Origin of the sequence: Paraperibacillus esterisolvens (assembly GCF_046237625.1) — a bacterium.
Taxonomy (GTDB): Bacteria; Bacillota; Bacilli; order Bacillales; family DSM-1321; genus Paraperibacillus; species Paraperibacillus esterisolvens.
The window spans coordinates 3,555,626-3,573,424 of the sequence record NZ_CP143545.1 but is presented as its reverse complement, the minus strand read 5'-3'; the positions used below and the strand labels follow the sequence as shown (position 1 = coordinate 3,573,424).

17 protein-coding genes and 2 pseudogenes are annotated in these 17,799 nt (G+C 43.6%); 18 read left to right on the top strand and 1 reads right to left on the bottom strand.

Annotated features, from left to right (window positions below):
- Positions 1-129 precede the first annotated feature (129 nt).
- The 16 genes and pseudogenes from V1501_RS18085 (at position 130) to V1501_RS18010 (ending at position 16,701) form a co-directional block, all read left to right on the top strand.
- Positions 130-1,309, top strand: a pseudogene (locus tag V1501_RS18085) (NAD(P)-dependent malic enzyme).
- A gap of 16 nt (positions 1,310-1,325) precedes the next feature.
- Entirely contained in the window at positions 1,326-2,105 is a 780-nt protein-coding gene (locus tag V1501_RS18080) for a fumarylacetoacetate hydrolase family protein (protein WP_409290267.1), read from the top strand.
- 73 nt (positions 2,106-2,178) lie between these two features.
- Positions 2,179-2,955, top strand: a complete 777-nt coding sequence (locus tag V1501_RS18075) for an IclR family transcriptional regulator (RefSeq protein WP_409290266.1) — start codon at positions 2,179-2,181, stop codon at positions 2,953-2,955.
- A gap of 487 nt (positions 2,956-3,442) precedes the next feature.
- Positions 3,443-5,131, top strand: coding sequence for an L-lactate permease (locus tag V1501_RS18070; RefSeq protein WP_409290265.1), 1,689 nt, complete (start codon positions 3,443-3,445; stop codon positions 5,129-5,131).
- 534 nt (positions 5,132-5,665) lie between these two features.
- On the top strand, positions 5,666-6,436 hold the full coding sequence (locus V1501_RS18065; protein ID WP_409293449.1) for an alpha/beta hydrolase: 771 nt from the start codon (positions 5,666-5,668) through the stop codon (positions 6,434-6,436).
- A gap of 471 nt (positions 6,437-6,907) precedes the next feature.
- Positions 6,908-7,846: a sugar-binding transcriptional regulator gene (locus V1501_RS18060; protein WP_409290264.1), complete on the top strand. Its 939-nt coding sequence runs from the start codon at positions 6,908-6,910 to the stop codon at positions 7,844-7,846.
- Between the two features lie 189 nt (positions 7,847-8,035).
- On the top strand, positions 8,036-8,710 hold the full coding sequence (deoC, locus tag V1501_RS18055; RefSeq protein ID WP_409290263.1) for a deoxyribose-phosphate aldolase: 675 nt from the start codon (positions 8,036-8,038) through the stop codon (positions 8,708-8,710).
- A 73-nt stretch (positions 8,711-8,783) separates the two neighbouring features.
- The gene (locus V1501_RS18050) at positions 8,784-9,182 is read left to right on the top strand and encodes a cytidine deaminase (RefSeq protein ID WP_409290262.1); all 399 of its coding nucleotides are present in this window, start codon (positions 8,784-8,786) and stop codon (positions 9,180-9,182) included.
- A gap of 28 nt (positions 9,183-9,210) precedes the next feature.
- Entirely contained in the window at positions 9,211-10,389 is a 1,179-nt protein-coding gene (locus V1501_RS18045) for a NupC/NupG family nucleoside CNT transporter (protein ID WP_409290261.1), read from the top strand.
- Between the two features lie 159 nt (positions 10,390-10,548).
- On the top strand, positions 10,549-11,199 hold the full coding sequence (locus V1501_RS18040; protein WP_409290260.1) for an AmiS/UreI family transporter: 651 nt from the start codon (positions 10,549-10,551) through the stop codon (positions 11,197-11,199).
- A gap of 288 nt (positions 11,200-11,487) precedes the next feature.
- Positions 11,488-11,802, top strand: coding sequence for an iron-sulfur cluster biosynthesis family protein (locus V1501_RS18035; RefSeq protein WP_409290259.1), 315 nt, complete (start codon positions 11,488-11,490; stop codon positions 11,800-11,802).
- A 399-nt stretch (positions 11,803-12,201) separates the two neighbouring features.
- Positions 12,202-13,128, top strand: coding sequence for an ABC transporter ATP-binding protein (locus V1501_RS18030; protein WP_409290258.1), 927 nt, complete (start codon positions 12,202-12,204; stop codon positions 13,126-13,128).
- Between the two features lie 3 nt (positions 13,129-13,131).
- The gene (locus V1501_RS18025) at positions 13,132-14,079 is read left to right on the top strand and encodes an ABC transporter permease (protein ID WP_409290257.1); all 948 of its coding nucleotides are present in this window, start codon (positions 13,132-13,134) and stop codon (positions 14,077-14,079) included.
- Between the two features lie 330 nt (positions 14,080-14,409).
- Positions 14,410-15,166: pseudogene (locus tag V1501_RS18020) on the top strand (class I SAM-dependent methyltransferase).
- A 100-nt stretch (positions 15,167-15,266) separates the two neighbouring features.
- Positions 15,267-16,322 carry a lactonase family protein gene (locus V1501_RS18015; RefSeq protein ID WP_409290256.1) on the top strand — a complete coding sequence of 352 codons (1,056 nt, stop codon included), beginning with the start codon at positions 15,267-15,269 and terminating at the stop codon, positions 16,320-16,322.
- A gap of 265 nt (positions 16,323-16,587) precedes the next feature.
- The gene (locus V1501_RS18010) at positions 16,588-16,701 is read left to right on the top strand and encodes a YjcZ family sporulation protein (RefSeq protein WP_409290255.1); all 114 of its coding nucleotides are present in this window, start codon (positions 16,588-16,590) and stop codon (positions 16,699-16,701) included.
- 66 nt (positions 16,702-16,767) lie between these two features.
- Here V1501_RS18010 and V1501_RS18005 read toward each other — a convergent pair whose 3' ends face one another.
- Positions 16,768-17,097 (bottom strand): MerR family transcriptional regulator, encoded by a 330-nt coding sequence (locus tag V1501_RS18005; protein ID WP_409290254.1) that lies wholly within the window; start codon positions 17,095-17,097, stop codon positions 16,768-16,770.
- A 190-nt stretch (positions 17,098-17,287) separates the two neighbouring features.
- On the opposite strand from V1501_RS18005, the gene V1501_RS18000 reads away from it, so the two are divergent.
- Positions 17,288-17,473: a Fur-regulated basic protein FbpA gene (locus V1501_RS18000; RefSeq protein WP_409290253.1), complete on the top strand. Its 186-nt coding sequence runs from the start codon at positions 17,288-17,290 to the stop codon at positions 17,471-17,473.
- 8 nt (positions 17,474-17,481) lie between these two features.
- On the top strand, positions 17,482-17,625 hold the full coding sequence (locus V1501_RS17995; RefSeq protein ID WP_409290252.1) for a hypothetical protein: 144 nt from the start codon (positions 17,482-17,484) through the stop codon (positions 17,623-17,625).
- Positions 17,626-17,799 lie beyond the last annotated feature (174 nt).

The window sequence follows — 17,799 nt, the reverse complement described above, 5'->3', positions numbered from 1 at the left end:
ACAAGCTGATTTATATAGAAGAACCTATTTCAGTTGGACTGGAGAGAATACACAAATCCGAAGACCTCAGTTTCAGCAGCTGACTGTCATTAAATAGAATGATATGAATGGATTGGAGGAGCTGAAACTGTGAAAAACCTTCGGGAGAAATCGTTGGACCTTCATAAAAGGTTCCAAGGAAAAATCAATGTAAATGTTAAAGTTCCAGTCGAAAATGAATTAGATTTGAGTTTGGCATATTCTCCGGGAGTAGCCGAACCCTGTAAAGAGATTTTTCAGAATCCCGAGAAGGTTTATGATTACACCCTTAAAGGAAATCTTGTGGGAGTCGTGTCAGATGGATCGGCTGTGTTAGGGCTGGGGAATATCGGTGCAGCCGCATCGATGCCTGTAATGGAAGGGAAGTCTGCACTGTTTAAAGCATTCGCGGATATAGATGCTTTTCCAATTTGTTTAAATACACAGGATGCGGAAGAAATTATTTCCATTGTCAAAGCCCTGGAACCAACTTTTGGAGGAATCAATTTAGAAGACATTTCAGCCCCGAATTGCTTCATCATTGAGGAAAGGTTAAAAAAGGAAATGAACATTCCTGTCTTTCACGATGATCAGCATGGAACTGCGTTTAATTAACGCATTAAAAGTAGTGAAGAAACAAATTGATCAAATTCAAGTGGTTGTTAATGGTGCCGGTGCTGCAGGTACCGCCATAACAAAGCTGCTGCTCAGCATGGGTGTGCAGGATATCATTATGTGTGATACAAAAGGTGCGATCTACAAGGGACGCGAAAATGGAATGAATTCCATGAAGGAAGCGATAGCTGAAGTCACTAATAAAAACAAGGCGGACGGATTATTAGAGGACGTAATAAAAGCTGCAGATGTCTTTGTTGGTGTATCAGTTGCTGATGCCCTTACCGTTGAAATGGTACAGTCCATGAACAAAGACAGCATAATCTTTGCAATGGCAAACCCTGTTCCCGAAATTATGCCTGATAGTGCGAGGGAAGCAGGGGCAGCTGTTGTTGGTACAGGACGTTCGGATTTGCCCAATCAGGTAAATAATGTGCTTGCGTTTCCTGGGATATTTAAGGGGGCACTTCAGGTATCCGCCTCTGAAATCAATGAAGAAATGAAGGTGGCGGCGGTTTACGCCATTGCCAATTTGATTAAACCTGAAGAACTCACGCCTGACTATGTTATCCCTAATGCTTTCGACGAACGAGTTGCAAATGAAGTCGCAAAAGCTGTAGCAGAGGCAGCCATACAATCGGGTGCCGCAAGGAAAAAAACAGAATTAGAAGTCTGAGAGGAGAAAAAATATTATGAAATTCACAAGATTTACAGTTAACTCTTCCAATCATACAGGCATTTTCGAAGAAGGAACAATAAGAGAAATTACAGGGGATATATTTGGTAAATGGGACTATACAGGTCAGACATTTTCCGAAAAAGAAGTAAAGCTGCTTGCACCGCTGGAACCAAATCAAATCATTGGAATAGGTGCGAACTATGTATCTAAAGTGGAAGATATCCCTGAACAGCTGCCGGAAATACCAGTATTCTTCTTTAAGCCAACTTCCTCAGTTGTTGGACCTGAAGAAGAAATTGTCATTCCAGAAGGGATCGGCCAAGTAAAGTTTGAATCTGAATTAGCGATTGTTATTGGGAAAGAGGCAAAAGATGTGCCTGAAGCCGACGTTCTGGATTACGTTTTTGGATACACAGTTGGAAATGATGTCACAGCGCCACAGTTTTTCCACCAGGATGGCCATTGGACAATTGGAAAATCGTTTGATACGTTTACTCCATTAGGTCCTTTCATTGAAACAGAACTTGACCCATTTAAAGTAAAGGTAGAAGCGAGACTGAATGGTGCTGAGAAACAAAACAGTGCGACCGAACTTATGATTATTCCTATTCGGAGAATGGTATCCTATCTGACAAAAGTGATGACACTTAAACCTGGAGATGTTATTTTAACGGGCAGTCCTGTTGGCGCAGAATTGGTTGGGACAGGTGATGTGATAGAATGCGAGATTAAGGAGATTGGGAATCTCCGCAACACCTTTGTTACTGTTAAGGAAGCGGCCAAAACTTATTAAAAAAACAGTCAAATGCCCGGTATAATTGATATGCTATAATTAAAAATATTATAGTAGCACAGAGGTGAACTTTATGGAACGGGAGAATATGGTAAAGTCTGTTAGCCGGGCATTAGATATAATTACCCTAGTCAGCTTGAAAAAGGGCGGCCTGGGTGTAACAGAAATTGCCAATCAAATAGATATCAATAAAAGCTCTGTTTATCGAATCCTTTCAACACTTGTCCAGTATGGGTACATTGAGCAGGATAGTGAAACAGGACGGTACAAGCTGGGATATAAATTCCTTGAGATCAGCTCTAAATTGCTCGAATCGATTGATCTCCGGGCAGAAGCAAGGCCTTACCTGCAGGAGCTTGAAAATCTTACAAATGAAGTAATCCATCTTGTCGTGTACGACCAGGGCGAGGTGGTTTATATTGAAAAGCTGGAAGGAAATGAAACACTGCGAATGCATTCTAAAGTGGGAAAAAGAGCTCCTATGCATTGCACTTCAGTAGGGAAAGCCATACTCGCATATTTACCCTCGAATGTAGTAATTGATATTCTCGATCGCAAGGGAATGCCCATGCATACTGACAAGACGATTACGAATAAAGATCGTTTTCTTCAGGAACTAATCGAAGTCAAAAAAAGGGGCTATGCATTGGACCTTGAAGAAAATGAATATGGAATTACTTGCATTGCAGTTCCTATATTCGATCATTTGGGCAAGGTTATAGCAGCTGTTAGCATTTCTGGCCCAACGCTCCGTATGGCCGATCAGAGAATGCTCCAGCTTCAAGCACAAATGTTACACATAGGAAAGGAAATCTCTAAGAGACTTGGTTTCGAAAGCAGGATCAGCTGAAAACATACGAAGGAAATTTGCCTATTCTTTGAAAAAAGATATATGAGGCAAATTTTTTTCAGAGAAATAATTTATTCAATTTTCTAAAAATTATTGAAATTATAAGGAGAATTTGTATAATTAAAACAGTTATTGATTGTTATATAACAATTGCCATTATAGTTATATAACAATGTTGCTTTGTCGCAAACATATAGAAACATCGTTTCATAATAAGAAACAGAAAGGAGGAATTGTTTTATTCACAATTAATTAGAGTCTTTTCAGCAAGATTGATAGCGTCAGTTGTTTTCACGTCCTCCTGATTAGGAGCAGCATTTCATTCGGTCCTGTAAGATATAGACAAATTGGCAACCAAGAGAAGGCTCAAGCATCCAGATAGTAATCACAGAAGCAGGAAATATTTTCAGCAATAAAAAACGCAAAATATGAAAGCGGTTACTTTTTAATACTGGGATGTTTATTTGACTTTATTGGGGGATAAATTATGACGTTTACACAGAATTTTACCGCGGTAGGGGATAATCTGGTTCTTTCCGCGCTGGTGGCAGTAATTCCAATTCTTTATTTTTTCTGGGCATTAGCAATTAAGCGGATGAAAGGATATATTGCTGGACTCACTACGCTATTAATTACTTTGGTGCTTGCGGTTGCTGCATTTGGAATGCCTGCGCAAATGGCTGTAATGTCTGCGACACATGGGGCTGTCTATGGAGTCATACCAATTGGCTGGATCATTATAAGTTCGGTTTTCCTTTATAAACTTACGGTAAAGACAGGTCAATTTGATATTATACGTAATTCGGTTGTTGCACTGACGGAGGACCGCCGTCTGCAGGCTCTTTTGGTTGCATTTTCTTTTGGAGCGTTCCTTGAAGGTGCTGCCGGTTTTGGTGCACCTGTGGCAATTTCTGCTGCTCTGTTAGTCGGACTCGGTTTCAACCCTTTGTATGCGGCAGGCTTGTGCTTAATTGCAAATACAGCTCCTGTGGCATTTGGTGCGATCGGGGCACCAATCCTCGCACTAGAGGGACCAACTGGGATTTCTGCCCTGGAGATTTCAAAAATGGTTGGCCGCCAACTGCCGTTTCTATCTGTAGTCATTCCATTTTATCTGATTGTTATTATGGGAGGCTTCAAAAAAGCAATGGAGGTCATGCCCGCGATCTTAGTTACCGGCATTTCGTTTGCCGTAACACAATTTCTTAGCTCCAACTATCTAGGGCCGGAACTTCCTGATATTTTGTCAGCACTGGTGTCACTGCTCGCTTTAGGTATTTTCCTTAAATTTTGGAAACCTAAAACAATCTTCCGTTTTTCTGCTGAATCAGAAATTGCGGCTGCTCTTGCAGAAGAAGAGCCGGAGAGTAAGCCAGTCTATACTGGAGGACAAATTTTTAAAGCCTGGTCCCCTTTCCTGGTGTTGACGGGCGTCATTTCGATTTGGGGTATTCCGGCAGTCAAGCTTGCTTTGACAGGGCATTATGAAGGAACTAACCCACTATTATCAGCGATTAATTCGATTGGTCATGCATTATCATTTGTTCCAAATGTTCCTTTTTTGAATAACAAGGTCATTAATGCAGCAGGAGTTCCTGTACCGGCCTTTTACAAGCTGGAATTATTGGGTGCTGCTGGGACAGCGGTCCTGATTGCGGCTATCATTTCTAAGTTTATTGTAAAAATCTCATGGAAGAATTGGGTCGCGGCATTTGGTGAAACACTGAATGAACTGAAATATCCGATCATCACGATTGCCTCGGTTGTCGCATATGCGTATGTAACCAATTCTTCTGGAATGAGCACTTCCATGGGGATGACATTGGCCAAGACAGGATTTTTATTCCCTTTCTTCTCCCCAATCCTAGGCTGGCTCGGTGTGTTCATTACAGGTTCTGATACATCATCTAACCTGCTGTTCGGAAATATGCAGAAGGTTACAGCTACTTCGATAGGCATGGATCCGGTGCTGGCATTGGCGGCAAACTCATCGGGAGGGGTTACCGGTAAGATGATTTCACCTCAATCCATTGCAGTAGCCTGTGCTGCGGTAGGTATAGCTGGAAAGGAATCCGACCTGCTGCGCTTTACCATCAAGCACAGTATCATCCTGGTCATTTTAATCGGAGTTATGACATTTTTGCAAAACGGGTTACTATCCTGGATGATTCCTTAATTTATATAACCTGAATAAAACTTGTTCAGTTAATGTAAGTGTGAATTTAAACGATCAGAAAACACCAATTCTTTTAGCTGGAGACAATGTCTGCGGCTTTAGATTGGTGTTTTTTTTAATTACCGCTGATTAAGAGGGAATTTTCAGGCATGATTAACAGGCCATTTTAATAAAAGCTATGTTTCAGTTCAAAACCCTTGTGATAATTGCCATTATATTCAACAATCCGGTCTAGGAACCCTAACGATGAGAAGACAGTTAATAAGATGATTTTTGAATGCGTTTTGTCCTCATAGGAAATGACCTATGATAGACTTATGTTATCAGAATTTTCCGAATAGGCAAAAATACGTATTCTGTTAGTTTGCGGGATCGTTCAAGAGCTTATTGAAAGGTGTGGGAAGTTTGGGTTCAAGACACTCAATTATTGGAATAAAATCCTATTATGATGGAAGCGCACGGCACTGCTGTGATGGGAAAAAACCAGGGCTGAGGCAGGAAGGACGGCCACCTGCAGATTTTTTTGAAAGGATGATGATTTTGGAGATAATGGAACTTACAATAACCCCCCTGGGGCGCAGACGAAACCTCAGGGTTTATCTGCCGCCAGGCTACCACAAGAATGACAGGCGCTATCCGGTTTTATACATGTTTGACGGGCAGAATGTTTTTAAGGACGAAGATGCCCGGTTCGGAATGTCCTGGAAGATGGGTGAGGCACTGGAAGCGGAAGGTATTGAAATGATTGTCGCAGCGCTGGACAGCCATCCAGACGGTACCGTCCGCCTGAATGAATATGGTCCTTGGGAAAACCGGGAGATTGCAAAGGATCTGGGTGCCTCTGAAGAAGTCTGCGGCGGTGAGGGGAAGATGCTTGCCGAATATGTGGTCCACGAATTGAAGCCCGTCATCGATCAGTCATACAGGACCATCAAGGAGAACAGCAGTATTGCAGGAAGCTCCATGGGCGGATTGATTTCCACCTATGCAGCATGCATCTATCCGCAAGTGTTCAAAAGGGCCGCGTCCTTCTCCTCAGCCTATTGGTTCAATCAAAAGGAAATAGAGTCCTTGATTCAGAAATGCGATCTTCATCCTATTGAAAAGTTTTATATGGATGTGGGTACAGAGGAGCGTTCTGGTGAGATATCAGAGGAGACATATATTAAATCGAGTGAATCCGTCTATGCGCTGATAAAAGATAAGGTCAAGGACTGCAGGTTTGATATCATAGAAGGCGCTGTTCATAATGAACTGGCTTGGAGCAAGAGGCTTCCTGCTGTGCTGCGCTATCTTTATCTTTAAAATAATGAGTCTGTTTCCTCCGTGGAGCAGGCTTTTTTAAAATATTTATAACTTCTTTATTTTTAAGATTTAACCTTTCAATCAGCAGATTGAAAGGAGAGTAATGATTAAAAAGGTTAAAAAGTCAGGAATCGAAGTGGATGAAGGCGCTTCAGGAGAGAAAGTTCAACATAGTCTTCATGTCTATGGGGAGGGAGAGGGCCCGGATTCGCCAGGCTGGACGTGTTCGTCAAAAGCCTGATTGAGCATGCAGCTTATGTATCCATTTCGAAATATTAAAAGGCAGTGAGACGAGTCTTCGCGGAAGGCGGGGGACCCCTCTTATTTTTGGCTGAATTGACACCCTGCTCAATCCATTTTTTTAAGCAGAAAATATGAACAGTGAAACATGTACGATAGAAAAAACGTTCAATAATTTCCGTTTCTCTGCTAAAATATAGATAATAGACTGGGTGGAAATGTGGTGAGACGATGGAGAATGAAAAATTGTCAAAAGTGATCGAAGCGGCCAAGCTTTATTATCTGCTGGATTACAATCAAAGTGAGATAGCCAAAAAGCTGGGAGTCTCTAGACCGACGGTGTCCCGATTGCTGCAGTCGGCAAAAGAGAAAGGAATCGTGCAGATCCGGATTGTCGACTCGATGCTGGATTGCGAGAAAATGGAAAGTGCGCTCGAACAAAAATTCAATCTAAAAAAAGCGGTCGTCACATCTGTACCTCAATACGAAAATCATGTGATTAAAAATTACCTTGGAGAAGCCGCCGCAGGTTTTCTGGGCGAAATTGTCAAGGATGGAGATGTTATTGGAGTCACCTGGGGAACGACGCTCTACCATATAGGTCTTGAGCTGAAACAAAAGTTTGTCAGGGATGTGAAGGTTGTACAGCTTAAGGGCGGCGTCAGCCATTCGGAAACCAGTACGTATGCTTCGGAAGTTTTATACTTATTTGGAAAGGCTTACAACACACCTCCCATGCATCTGCCGCTTCCGGCCATTGTGGATCATGTGGTCGTCAAAAGGGCCATGGAGGCGGACCGGCATATTAAAAAGATTCTTGATTTGGGCAGGTCGGCCAATATTGCCGTATTTACGACAGGTCCTATTAAGCCGGATTCCCTGCTGTTCCGGCTGGATTATTTTTCAGAAGATGATTTGAAGATGATTTATGAACATGCCGCCGGCGATATCTGTTCCCGGTTTTACAATAAAGACGGGGAAGTCTGCAATGAGAGCCTGGATGAACGGACTCTCGGCATCGAGCTTCAGGAGCTGAAAAGAAAGGAATACTCCATTCTGGTTGCCGGCGGAGAACATAAAATTAATGGAATCTACGGGGCTCTCCGGGGCGGGTACGCCAATGTGCTGATTACCGATCAGATGACAGCGCAGTTTCTTTTAGATATGTAACAGGGAGGGAACTTTGCCCCGGGCAAAGTTCTTTTTTGGTAAAATAAACATTTGTTCAACATTATATTTACAATTGTTCAGAAGTGATATATAGTTAGTGTTGCAAAGAGATGAAAGCGTTTTTTGAAAAAGATTACAGAGCCTTTCATCCCTGGAATCCAAGTATGCATTGTGAGAGGAAGATTATTAATGACTCAAGCGATTACTAGATTAATAGATCACACATTATTGAAAGCAAATGCAACTGAAGACCAAATTACCGTTCTTGCGGAAGAAGCTAAAGAATATTCATTCGCTTCTGTCTGTGTAAACCCTGTCTGGGTAAAAAAGGCTGCTGAACTTTTGAAGGATGCACCTGAAGTTAAAGTATGTACAGTTATTGGTTTCCCTCTGGGAGCCTCTGCATCTGAAGTAAAGGCTTTCGAGACTGACACTGCAATCAAGCATGGTGCAGACGAAGTTGACATGGTCATTAATATCGGTGCATTGAAGGCTAAGCAGTACGAAACTGTCGAAGCAGATATCAAAGCTGTAGTTGACGCTGCAGAAGGCCGTGCTTTGGTGAAAGTGATCATCGAAACAGCGCTGCTTACAGATGAAGAAAAAGTGAAGGCATGTGAACTTGCTGTTTCAGCCGGAGCAGATTTCGTAAAAACGTCCACAGGCTTTTCAACAGGCGGAGCAACCGTAGAAGACATCTCCTTAATGAGAAAAACAGTAGGACCTGATATCGGCGTCAAGGCTTCCGGAGGAGTGCGGGGACCTGAAGATGCCAAAAAGATGGTAGAAGCGGGTGCAACCCGGATCGGTGCAAGCTCCGGCGTTTCAATTGCCAAAGGAGAGCAGAGCGGCTCAGATTATTAATTCAGGCAGCAGCCTGCAGGCTGGCTGTATGACCAGCCTGAAAATGGCTGCCTGCTCCTGGGGAGGAAAAACAATGGATATCCAAAAGCTCATTGATGAGGCTGTAAAGGCCAGTAAGCAGGCATATGTTAAATACTCTAACTTTCAGGTGGGGGCAGCTCTGTTAACAGGCGATGGCACCATCGTTCATGGGTGCAATATTGAAAACGCTTCCTACGGCCTTACGAACTGTGCTGAAAGAACAGCTATATTTAAAGCGGTATCAGAGGGGAAAAAGGAATTTAAAGCGATTGCGGTGGTCGGGGATACAGAAGGCCCGATATCACCATGCGGCGCTTGCCGTCAGGTCCTTGCAGAATTCTTCAGCGAAGATACAGCCGTCATTTTGGCCAATCTGAAGGGACAGCACACCGTTACAACAATCAGTGAATTACTGCCGGGATACTTCTCGGCCAAAGATCTGCATAAATAAGAGATAATATCATCAGGGGGACAGCAGCATGAAATATCTAATTGCAATTCTGGGCTTGCTAGTTGTATTCGGCCTTGCATTCGCGGCCAGTAACAACCGGAAGCAAATTAAATATAAACCTATCGTCATCATGGTTATCATCCAGATTCTTTTATCTGCACTGCTATTAAATACAAAGTTTGGCTTCATTATTATCAGCGGAATAGCAAATGGATTTGAAAAGCTGCTCAGTTACGCAGGGGAAGGTATTCAATTTGTCTTCGGCGGCATCGCCAACGAAGGACAAGGGCCGTTTTTCCTGAACGTGCTGCTTCCAATCGTATTCATCTCAGTACTGATCGGGATCTTCCAGCATTTTGGCATTCTTCAATTCATCATGAAATGGATTGGCTTTGGTCTTTCAAAGATCAATGGCATGGGCAAGCTTGAGTCCTATAATGCTGTGGCATCAGCGATTGTAGGACAGTCTGAAGTGTTCATCACAGTGAAAAAACAGCTTGGGCAGCTTCCGGCTAACCGGCTTTACACATTGTGTGCATCTGCCATGTCTACGGTTTCCATGAGTATCGTCGGCGCTTATATGACAATGATTGAACCAAAATACGTGGTTACGGCCATTGTGATTAACTTGTTCGGCGGATTTATCATTGCTTCCATTATCAATCCATATACGGTGGAAGATTCTGAGGATATCCTTGAAGTGGCTGAAGAGAAACAATCTTTCTTTGAAATGCTTGGAGAATATATCATGGACGGTTTCAAAGTCGCCATCATTGTCGGTGCGATGCTTCTCGGATTTGTTGCACTGATGGCTGCCATCAACAGTATCTTCGATATGATCTTCGGTATATCATTCCAGGAAATAACCGGCTATGCCTTCGCACCATTTGCCATCATCATGGGTGTACCGGTGTCTGAATCAGTCGCTGCCGGCGGAATCATGGCTACAAAGCTCGTTACCAATGAGTTCGTTGCCATGATGGACCTTTCTAAAATGGCCGGAGACTTTAGTCAGAGAACTCTCGGCATCGTCTCTGTGTTCCTTGTATCGTTCGCTAACTTCTCTTCCATCGGAATTGTTGCAGGGGCAGTAAAAGGACTTCATGAGAAACAGGGAAATGTGGTTGCCCGTTTTGGACTTAAACTGCTCTACGGTGCCACTCTTGTGAGTGTACTATCTGCGATTATCGTGAGCTTAATCTTATAATTAAAGCAGGATGAGGCTTTCCCGGTGAGTGAAACAGGAAAAGCCTCTTGCTTTTTTTATGGGATAAATACAAGGATATGCCTGCTGTGTAAAGCAGGCTTTATTGATTTTTTGAACTAGAGAGGAGGAGGGGAGCGGATCAAGCGCTTCCTGAAGACAATGGGACAAGTAGGATTATTTTTATCGGGGGCAGCCCTGTTTTTGAATGCACTGGTACTGATGGGAAAGGCGAATGATAAAAGTGCTGGAGTGTTCAATCTGTTTGTGGGTACACTTCAGGTGATTATTCCCTTTTATTTAATTGTCATCTCTGATGGGAGCAGCTGGGTCATTTTTCAGCATGCCGCTGTCTTTTTATTCGGCCTGACATACCTTTATTTTGGCTTCACTATTATTAAAGGACTGGATTCAAGCGGACTGGGCTACTTCTCATTGTGGACTGCGATCATCTGCTTAATTTACAGTGCCGCTTCGGTGCTGCATTTCGATGATGCCATAGGCGCCCTAACTTGGATTATGTGGGCTGTTCTCTGGGGGTTGTTCTATGTCCTCAATGTATGGAAGAGGGATATCAGCGCTTATACCGGCCGTGTTGCGTTTGTTCAATCATGGGTCACGCTGACAATACCGGCCCTTCTTTCCATGACGGAAATGTGGGACTCGATTCCCGGTCTTTCAACTGCATGGGTCATTCTTCAGCTGCTGTGTCTAGTTTATTTTGCAGTATCAGGTCTTGGGACATACGCAGCCGTCAAAGCTGTTCCGGCATCAAATGGGCTGGCAGAAACAGACCGTATTGCCAGAAGTTAAAAACACATGTCACCCGGCACCAGCCAATAAGGTCCTGTCCGCTGCAGCCCGATTCCTCCACCAAACAGCTCTGGGATTAGGAACCATGTAGGGAGAAGGCGGTAAACAGGGACAAAGCCCGTATCCCGGATAGGGCTTCAATTTATACGGTCAGGGATTTGCACGCCGGTGAAAAGAAAACAAGCAGCACCATCCTGCTGGTCAGGATGGTTTCTTCATGTTGTAATAAGGGTAAGATTTTCTTGCTGGAAATTGCTTATAATTAATAGCATTTAAGGAGATGATTGTATGAACCTTACCATTAACCCAGCTGCTATCAAAGAGTTGAAAAAATACGAGTACCAGGAAAATGAAGGAGTCAGGATTGAAGCTATCTATGTAGGGAGCTGTTCCATCTACGCCGAACATCACCTGAGGATTGACCAGAAGTCCGGGCAGGACGATCTATTTATGGTACACGACATTCCGTTCCTCATTTCAAAAGAAAGCCAAAAACTTCTCCATGACCAGCTTACCCTTGATTTCAATCCCAGCCTGGGGTATAAGCTGTCCTCGGCTGAGGAGATCTATAAATATAATCTTCAGCTCAAACGGAACGGGTAGAGCGAAATCCTGATGAAGGACATTTTCCACCGAGTCAGAGCTGTAAAAGCCTTCATGCCCATGATGAGGGCTTTTTGCAATCAAATAAGTGTTGAAAAGATCTTCATGTGCCTGATGAAGGCCTTTTTGAGTTCAAACTGGAGCTGAAAAGTCCTTCATAGCCCTGATGGAGACCTTTTTGAATCCAGATCAGAGCTGAAAAGTCCTTCACAGCCCTGATGGAGACCTTTTGAAATCCAAATCTTAGGTAACATTCAGCCGGCTTAGGAATATCAATCGGAAAAATTTAACAAAAATTTTTAGGGGATATGTAACTTTTTAACCCTGCCTCCGTATATACTTGGGAGGGACAGCTGCTGTGCATACATAGAAACATTACAATAGAAAGAAGGGAAACATATGGCTGCAAACGCACTTGAAGTGCGATCGTTAACTAAGGTCATTGGCAAAAAAAGAATAGTGGATGACGTTAGTTTTGAAGTTCAAAAAGGGGAAATTTTTGGTCTCCTTGGGCCGAATGGGGCAGGAAAGACCACCATCATCCGGATGATTGTCAGTCTCATTAAGCGTTCATCGGGTACTGTAATCGTGAATGGAAATAATCTTGACGGTCAGTTCAGGGAAACTATGAGTGAGATCGGGGCGATTGTTGAGAACCCGGAGTTTTATAAATATATGAGCGGATATAAAAACCTGAAGCATTATGCGAATATGGCCATCAAGGAAATTTCAGAAGAACGGATCAAAGAAGTGACCCGCCTGGTCAAATTGGAAGATGCCATCAACCAGAAGGTGAAAACATACTCCCTGGGTATGCGCCAGAGGCTTGGGGTGGCACAGGCGCTGCTTCACAAACCATCACTCCTCATCCTGGATGAACCTACAAATGGATTGGACCCCCAGGGAATCAGGGAGTTCAGGGATTATCTCCACACGCTTGCAAAGGAAGGCATTTCTGTACTTGTTTCATCACATCTGCTTTCTGAAATGCAGCTGATGTGCGACCGGTTTGCCATCATAGAAAAGGGAAAACTCATACATATTGCCACGATGGATGAATCACTTACTGAACAGGACCAGGCAGAGGTTGTATTTGAGGTAAGTGATACCGAGAAGGCTGTCGCTGCTCTCACGCAGCACCTGAAGCTTGAATACAAAGTGCTCTCAGACAAGGAATTCTCTGTTTTCAGCGATAAAGCAACGATCAGCCAAATCAATAAGATCCTGATAAATGAAGACATTGATGTATTCGGTACAAGAAGGATCGCAGCGACGCTGGAAGACCGCTTCCTCGAAATCACCAATAAAGAAAATAGGGAGGCATAGGCAGTGATATCTTTAATACGCAATGAACTTATGAAAATGTTCCAGAAAAAGTCCAGCTGGATTTATATTATTTTAATTATAGCCGGTGTGATTGCGGGCGGGGTTATTTACGACAAAATCACCCCAGAGCCAAATGCAGACTGGAAACAGCAGCTTCAGGCAGAAACTGCAGCCCTGGAGAAGGATTTGAGCAAGCAAAAAGGACAGGAAACCGAATTCACCGCAGCACAGATTAAGCAGAATCAATCTTATATCGATGCTGATGTAAATCCAAATGAAGTGACCAACTGGCACTTTATGAATTCGGTTGTTTATGGATTTACGTCACTGGTCACGCTGCTGGCTGTCATAGTCTGCAGTGCCAGTGTTTCATCTGAATTTGCCGATGGCACGATTAAACAGCTTCTGATAAGGCCGCACCAGAGATGGGCTATATTATTATCTAAATATATTTCCCTCCTCATCTATGCTGCCATCTTGATCGCCGTATTAATTGGAGCAGGCTATTTGACGGGAACGGCCCTCTTTGGAAACGGGGATTTCTCAACCAAATTCTTTGAAGCGGGCTTTGACGGCGGTGTGAAGGAAACCCTGGTGGGGCCTCAGTTCTTCTTGAAGATCCTGTATTACATCCCTAGCTTATTAATAATTACAGCAATCGCGTTCATGCTTTCCACTCTTTTCAAAAGCCAGGCTCTTGCCGTCGGAATCGGGATATTTGTATTGTTCGTATCATCTTCCCTTGGCGGCTTGATCGTAGTGCTTGCTGACAAGTATGAGTGGGCAAAATTCCTGATCTTCCCTCATCTTGACTTAACGGTCTACGCCTTGCAGGACAAGATACTCGGTGATATTACGCTGCCGATATCCCTTCTTATACTGGCTGTATATTATCTGGTCTTTATGACATTGACATTCTTTTTCTTCCAGCGCAGAGATATCAGCATTTAATTTAAGGGGGGCTTCTGCCTCCCTTTTGCTGCATAAAAAGATGTTTTTTACTCGCAGCCCATTCATGGAAAGGAAGCTGGACAAGGGCAGAAACAAACATAATAAGGCGGTGGAGCGGAGCAAGGCACAGGCAGGAATGCCGGCCGGATAAATGACGTTCACACCCGGCTGCAGGGAGCCTTTGATTCATGCAGCTCCGCCTCTTTTCCGCAAAAAGAGTTTTAAAAGCGAGGTGTCTTGCCGATGGGAAAAGAACACTAAAAACGCATTAGGGATCCTCCTGTTTTTTAGTGGAAATCACCTAAAAAACACATTGGAGGCTTAAAACCAATGATGGTTGATCAATTTGAAATCTTTTTGAATGATGCAAGACGTAATTTTAGCGGCTGGGATTTTTCTTATGTAACTGAAACAGGGCGTCTGCAGACTGGAGCGGCGGCCTGGTCGTACGGCAGCATGGTAATTCCCTATATCAGGGGGGCTGATACAATGCTTGATATGGGTACAGGCGGGGGAGAACTGCTGTCAAATCTCAGGCCTTTTCCAAAATCAATTTATGCGACAGAGGGGTTTGCGCCGAATGTCCAGGTTGCGAAGGAAAGGCTCGAGCCTCTTGGGGTCATCGTGGAAGCCGTGGATGAGAATGAAGTACTTCCATTCCGTGACCGGTTTTTTGATTTGGTGATCAATAAGCACGAATCCTATTCTCCTCTTGAAGTGAGGCGGGTATTGAAGGATGGAGGATATTTTATTACCCAGCAGATTGGCGGTTCATTCAGCTGATATTAACAGAGCGTTGGGTGTTCCTGTAAATGACGAATTTGCTGACTGGAATTTAGAGTCTGCCTCAGACGAACTTATGAAGAATGGGTTCCACATAATACGTAAGGCAGAAGATGCCCCTGTACAGCGGTTTTATGATATAGGAGCTTTGATTTATTATTTGAACGCTGTTCCCTGGCAGGTGCCGGGATTTCATCCCGGCAAGCATAGGGAAGAGCTGTACCGGGTGCATCAAGAAATTCAGGAAAATGGATATTTGGAAGTGAAGCAGAGCCGGTTCATCATACTGTCCAGGGCTGTATGAACAGATGTTAGCCTCTCTCTATGGAGGCTCCATTTGTTTATCCCCATACATTTAGTGATATAATTATCTAAAATCTATTAAAGAATGGAGCCGTTAAAAAATGACTCAATTTCTTGGTTATATCGGGACTTACACTAAAGGAGACAGCAAAGGCATCTATTCCTTCACACTGGATACGGATGCAAAGAAAATCGGAAGGGTCACCCTTGCAGCAGAGCTTGGCAGTCCTACATATGTTAATTTGAGCAGAGATAATAAATTTTTATATGCAGTGGCTAAAGATGCAGATAAAGGCGGTGTCGCTGCCTATTCTGTAGATGAAAGCGGAACATTGAAGCTGCTTAATCAGCAGATTTCAGATGGCGGTTCGCCTTGCCATGTGGCTGTTGATTCCAGACTTTCAACAGTTGTGGCAGCCTACTATCATGATGGAACATTGAGATCATTCCCGGTCCAGGAGGATGGCAGCATCGGGCCTGCTTCTTCAGTAGTGCAGCACGAGGGATCTGGTCCGAATAAGGATCGGCAGGAGGGACCGCATGCTCATTACTCGGGATATACGCCTGACGAAAAATTCGTCGCAGTCATCGACCTTGGCATTGACAAGCTGGTAACATACAAAATCGGTGAGGGCGGAAAGCTGGAAGAGGTGAGCAGTCTGACACTCAAGTCTGGCAGCGGACCAAGGCACCTTGAGTTTCATCCAAATGGGAAATGGGCCTACCTCATGACTGAATTGAGCAATGAAGTGATTGCTCTTTCATATAACAGCGAAAGCGGCAGTTTCCAAGAGCTTCAATATGTCCCTGCGATTCCGTCCAGCTTTACCGAAAACAGCCAGGGAAGTGCCATCCATGTCACAAGGGACGGGAAATTTGTGTATGCGGGCAACAGGGGTCATGACAGTATTGCTGTCTTCCAGGTAAATGAGGAAAATGGCGGCCTCTCACTTGTTGAATACATTTCAACAGAAGGGTCCTGGCCGAGGGATTTCGAACTGGATCCGACTGAAAAGTTCCTCGTCGCCTCCAATCAGGAGTCGAGCAGCCTCACCCTATATGAAAGAGACGAAGCAACAGGCAAGCTGACCCTCCTTCAGTCAGGAGTCGAGGTTCCGTTTCCTGTGTGTGTTAAATTTATAAAAAATAAAGAATAAGTTTTGAAAGCCGGCCTTAAATGAGCCGGTTTATTTCTGTGCCTGGAGGAACTTTCGGTTAAATCAGACTGGGGTCAGCCGCGGACAATTGCCATCTTACACATAATCATCAGACAGGACATTGACTCAAAAATCCCTTCGAACTAAACCAAGCCCCTTTTTAGTAGACGAAGAAACCATTTACTGTGCGTCTACATAGTATGTATGGAATTAACAATAACCCACGGGTTGTTGAAAAAAGAAAAATTAAAAGGAGGCATTCTATATGTCTGGAGCAGTTGCTGGAGGTTACGGTTTTGGTTCAGGTTTTGCATTGCTGATTGTGTTGTTCATCTTGTTGATCATCATAGGTGCAAGTTTCTGTGGTGGCTTCTACTAAGAAAAAGCATTTAATCCAATAAAAGCTGATTACACAGAAGCCCATGCCGATGCATGGGCTTCTGTCTTATTTGGGGCGGTTGATGCCAAACTGTGCGTTGATCTGCCCCCTCAGCATGTTTTGGCGGATTTTCTTATATTCCTCTTTCTTCATTTCCCTTAGATAGTCCTGGCGGATTTCGTGAGTCTGCACTCCCTCTTCCCGCTTGGCTGCAATATCCATCAGCCGTTCGACATCCTCAAAGGAGAATTTCCTGCTGCCCCTTGCTGTTCTTTCCGGGTATATCAGCTTTCTTTCCTCGTAGTATCTTATCTGCCTGACGGTTAAGCCGGTCAGTTCACTTACAATCCCGATAGTGATCACTTTTTTTGTTTTGTATGACGCATCTTCGGCCACAGGCTTACTCCTTTCTCGGCTTTTAGGAAGATTATACGTGTAAGAGGTACTGTGGAACAGGGTTTTGTAAGAAAACCTGACATTACTTAAGAAATATAGGAAGGATTGCTGACAAACTTGGTGAATGCGGGAATTGCCCTGCATATAATATGTGTACAATACGAAAATCAAAAATTAGGGGAGTGAGTTTATGCCGATTTTAAGGGCCGCAGTGGAAAAGAGGAAAAATTTTATTATAAGCAGGCTTATCCAGGCGGAGGTTTATAAGGAGGCTGAAGAAATGGCTTCCTTTACACTCACTCAGCTGGAGCGGGATTACGAATATTTTGTCCTCCGTGATAGTGGAATTAAAAAGAATCTTAAAGGTAAAAGGTGAGCTGGCTGATGGACGATAAGAAGGCGGTTGAACTTGCGAGAAAGATTGCAGCGCTGGATATACAGCGTGATAAGATGTGGGAAGAGCTGGCCAAGGCTGCCGGGAACAGAGCTTATGAGATTCTTCGTCATATACAGAATAGCACAGCATGAGTGGAGCAGGAGATACAAAAAACCCCTTGGCCAAATAGGCCAAGGGGTTATATTTATAATTATGGTAAAAGATAAAAACCCGGATAGTAAATCCCGTGATTTTATGATATTATAAACAGTGGTAACTATAAAATAAAAAAGTTAATATTAACCTAATTATAATTATACATCCAA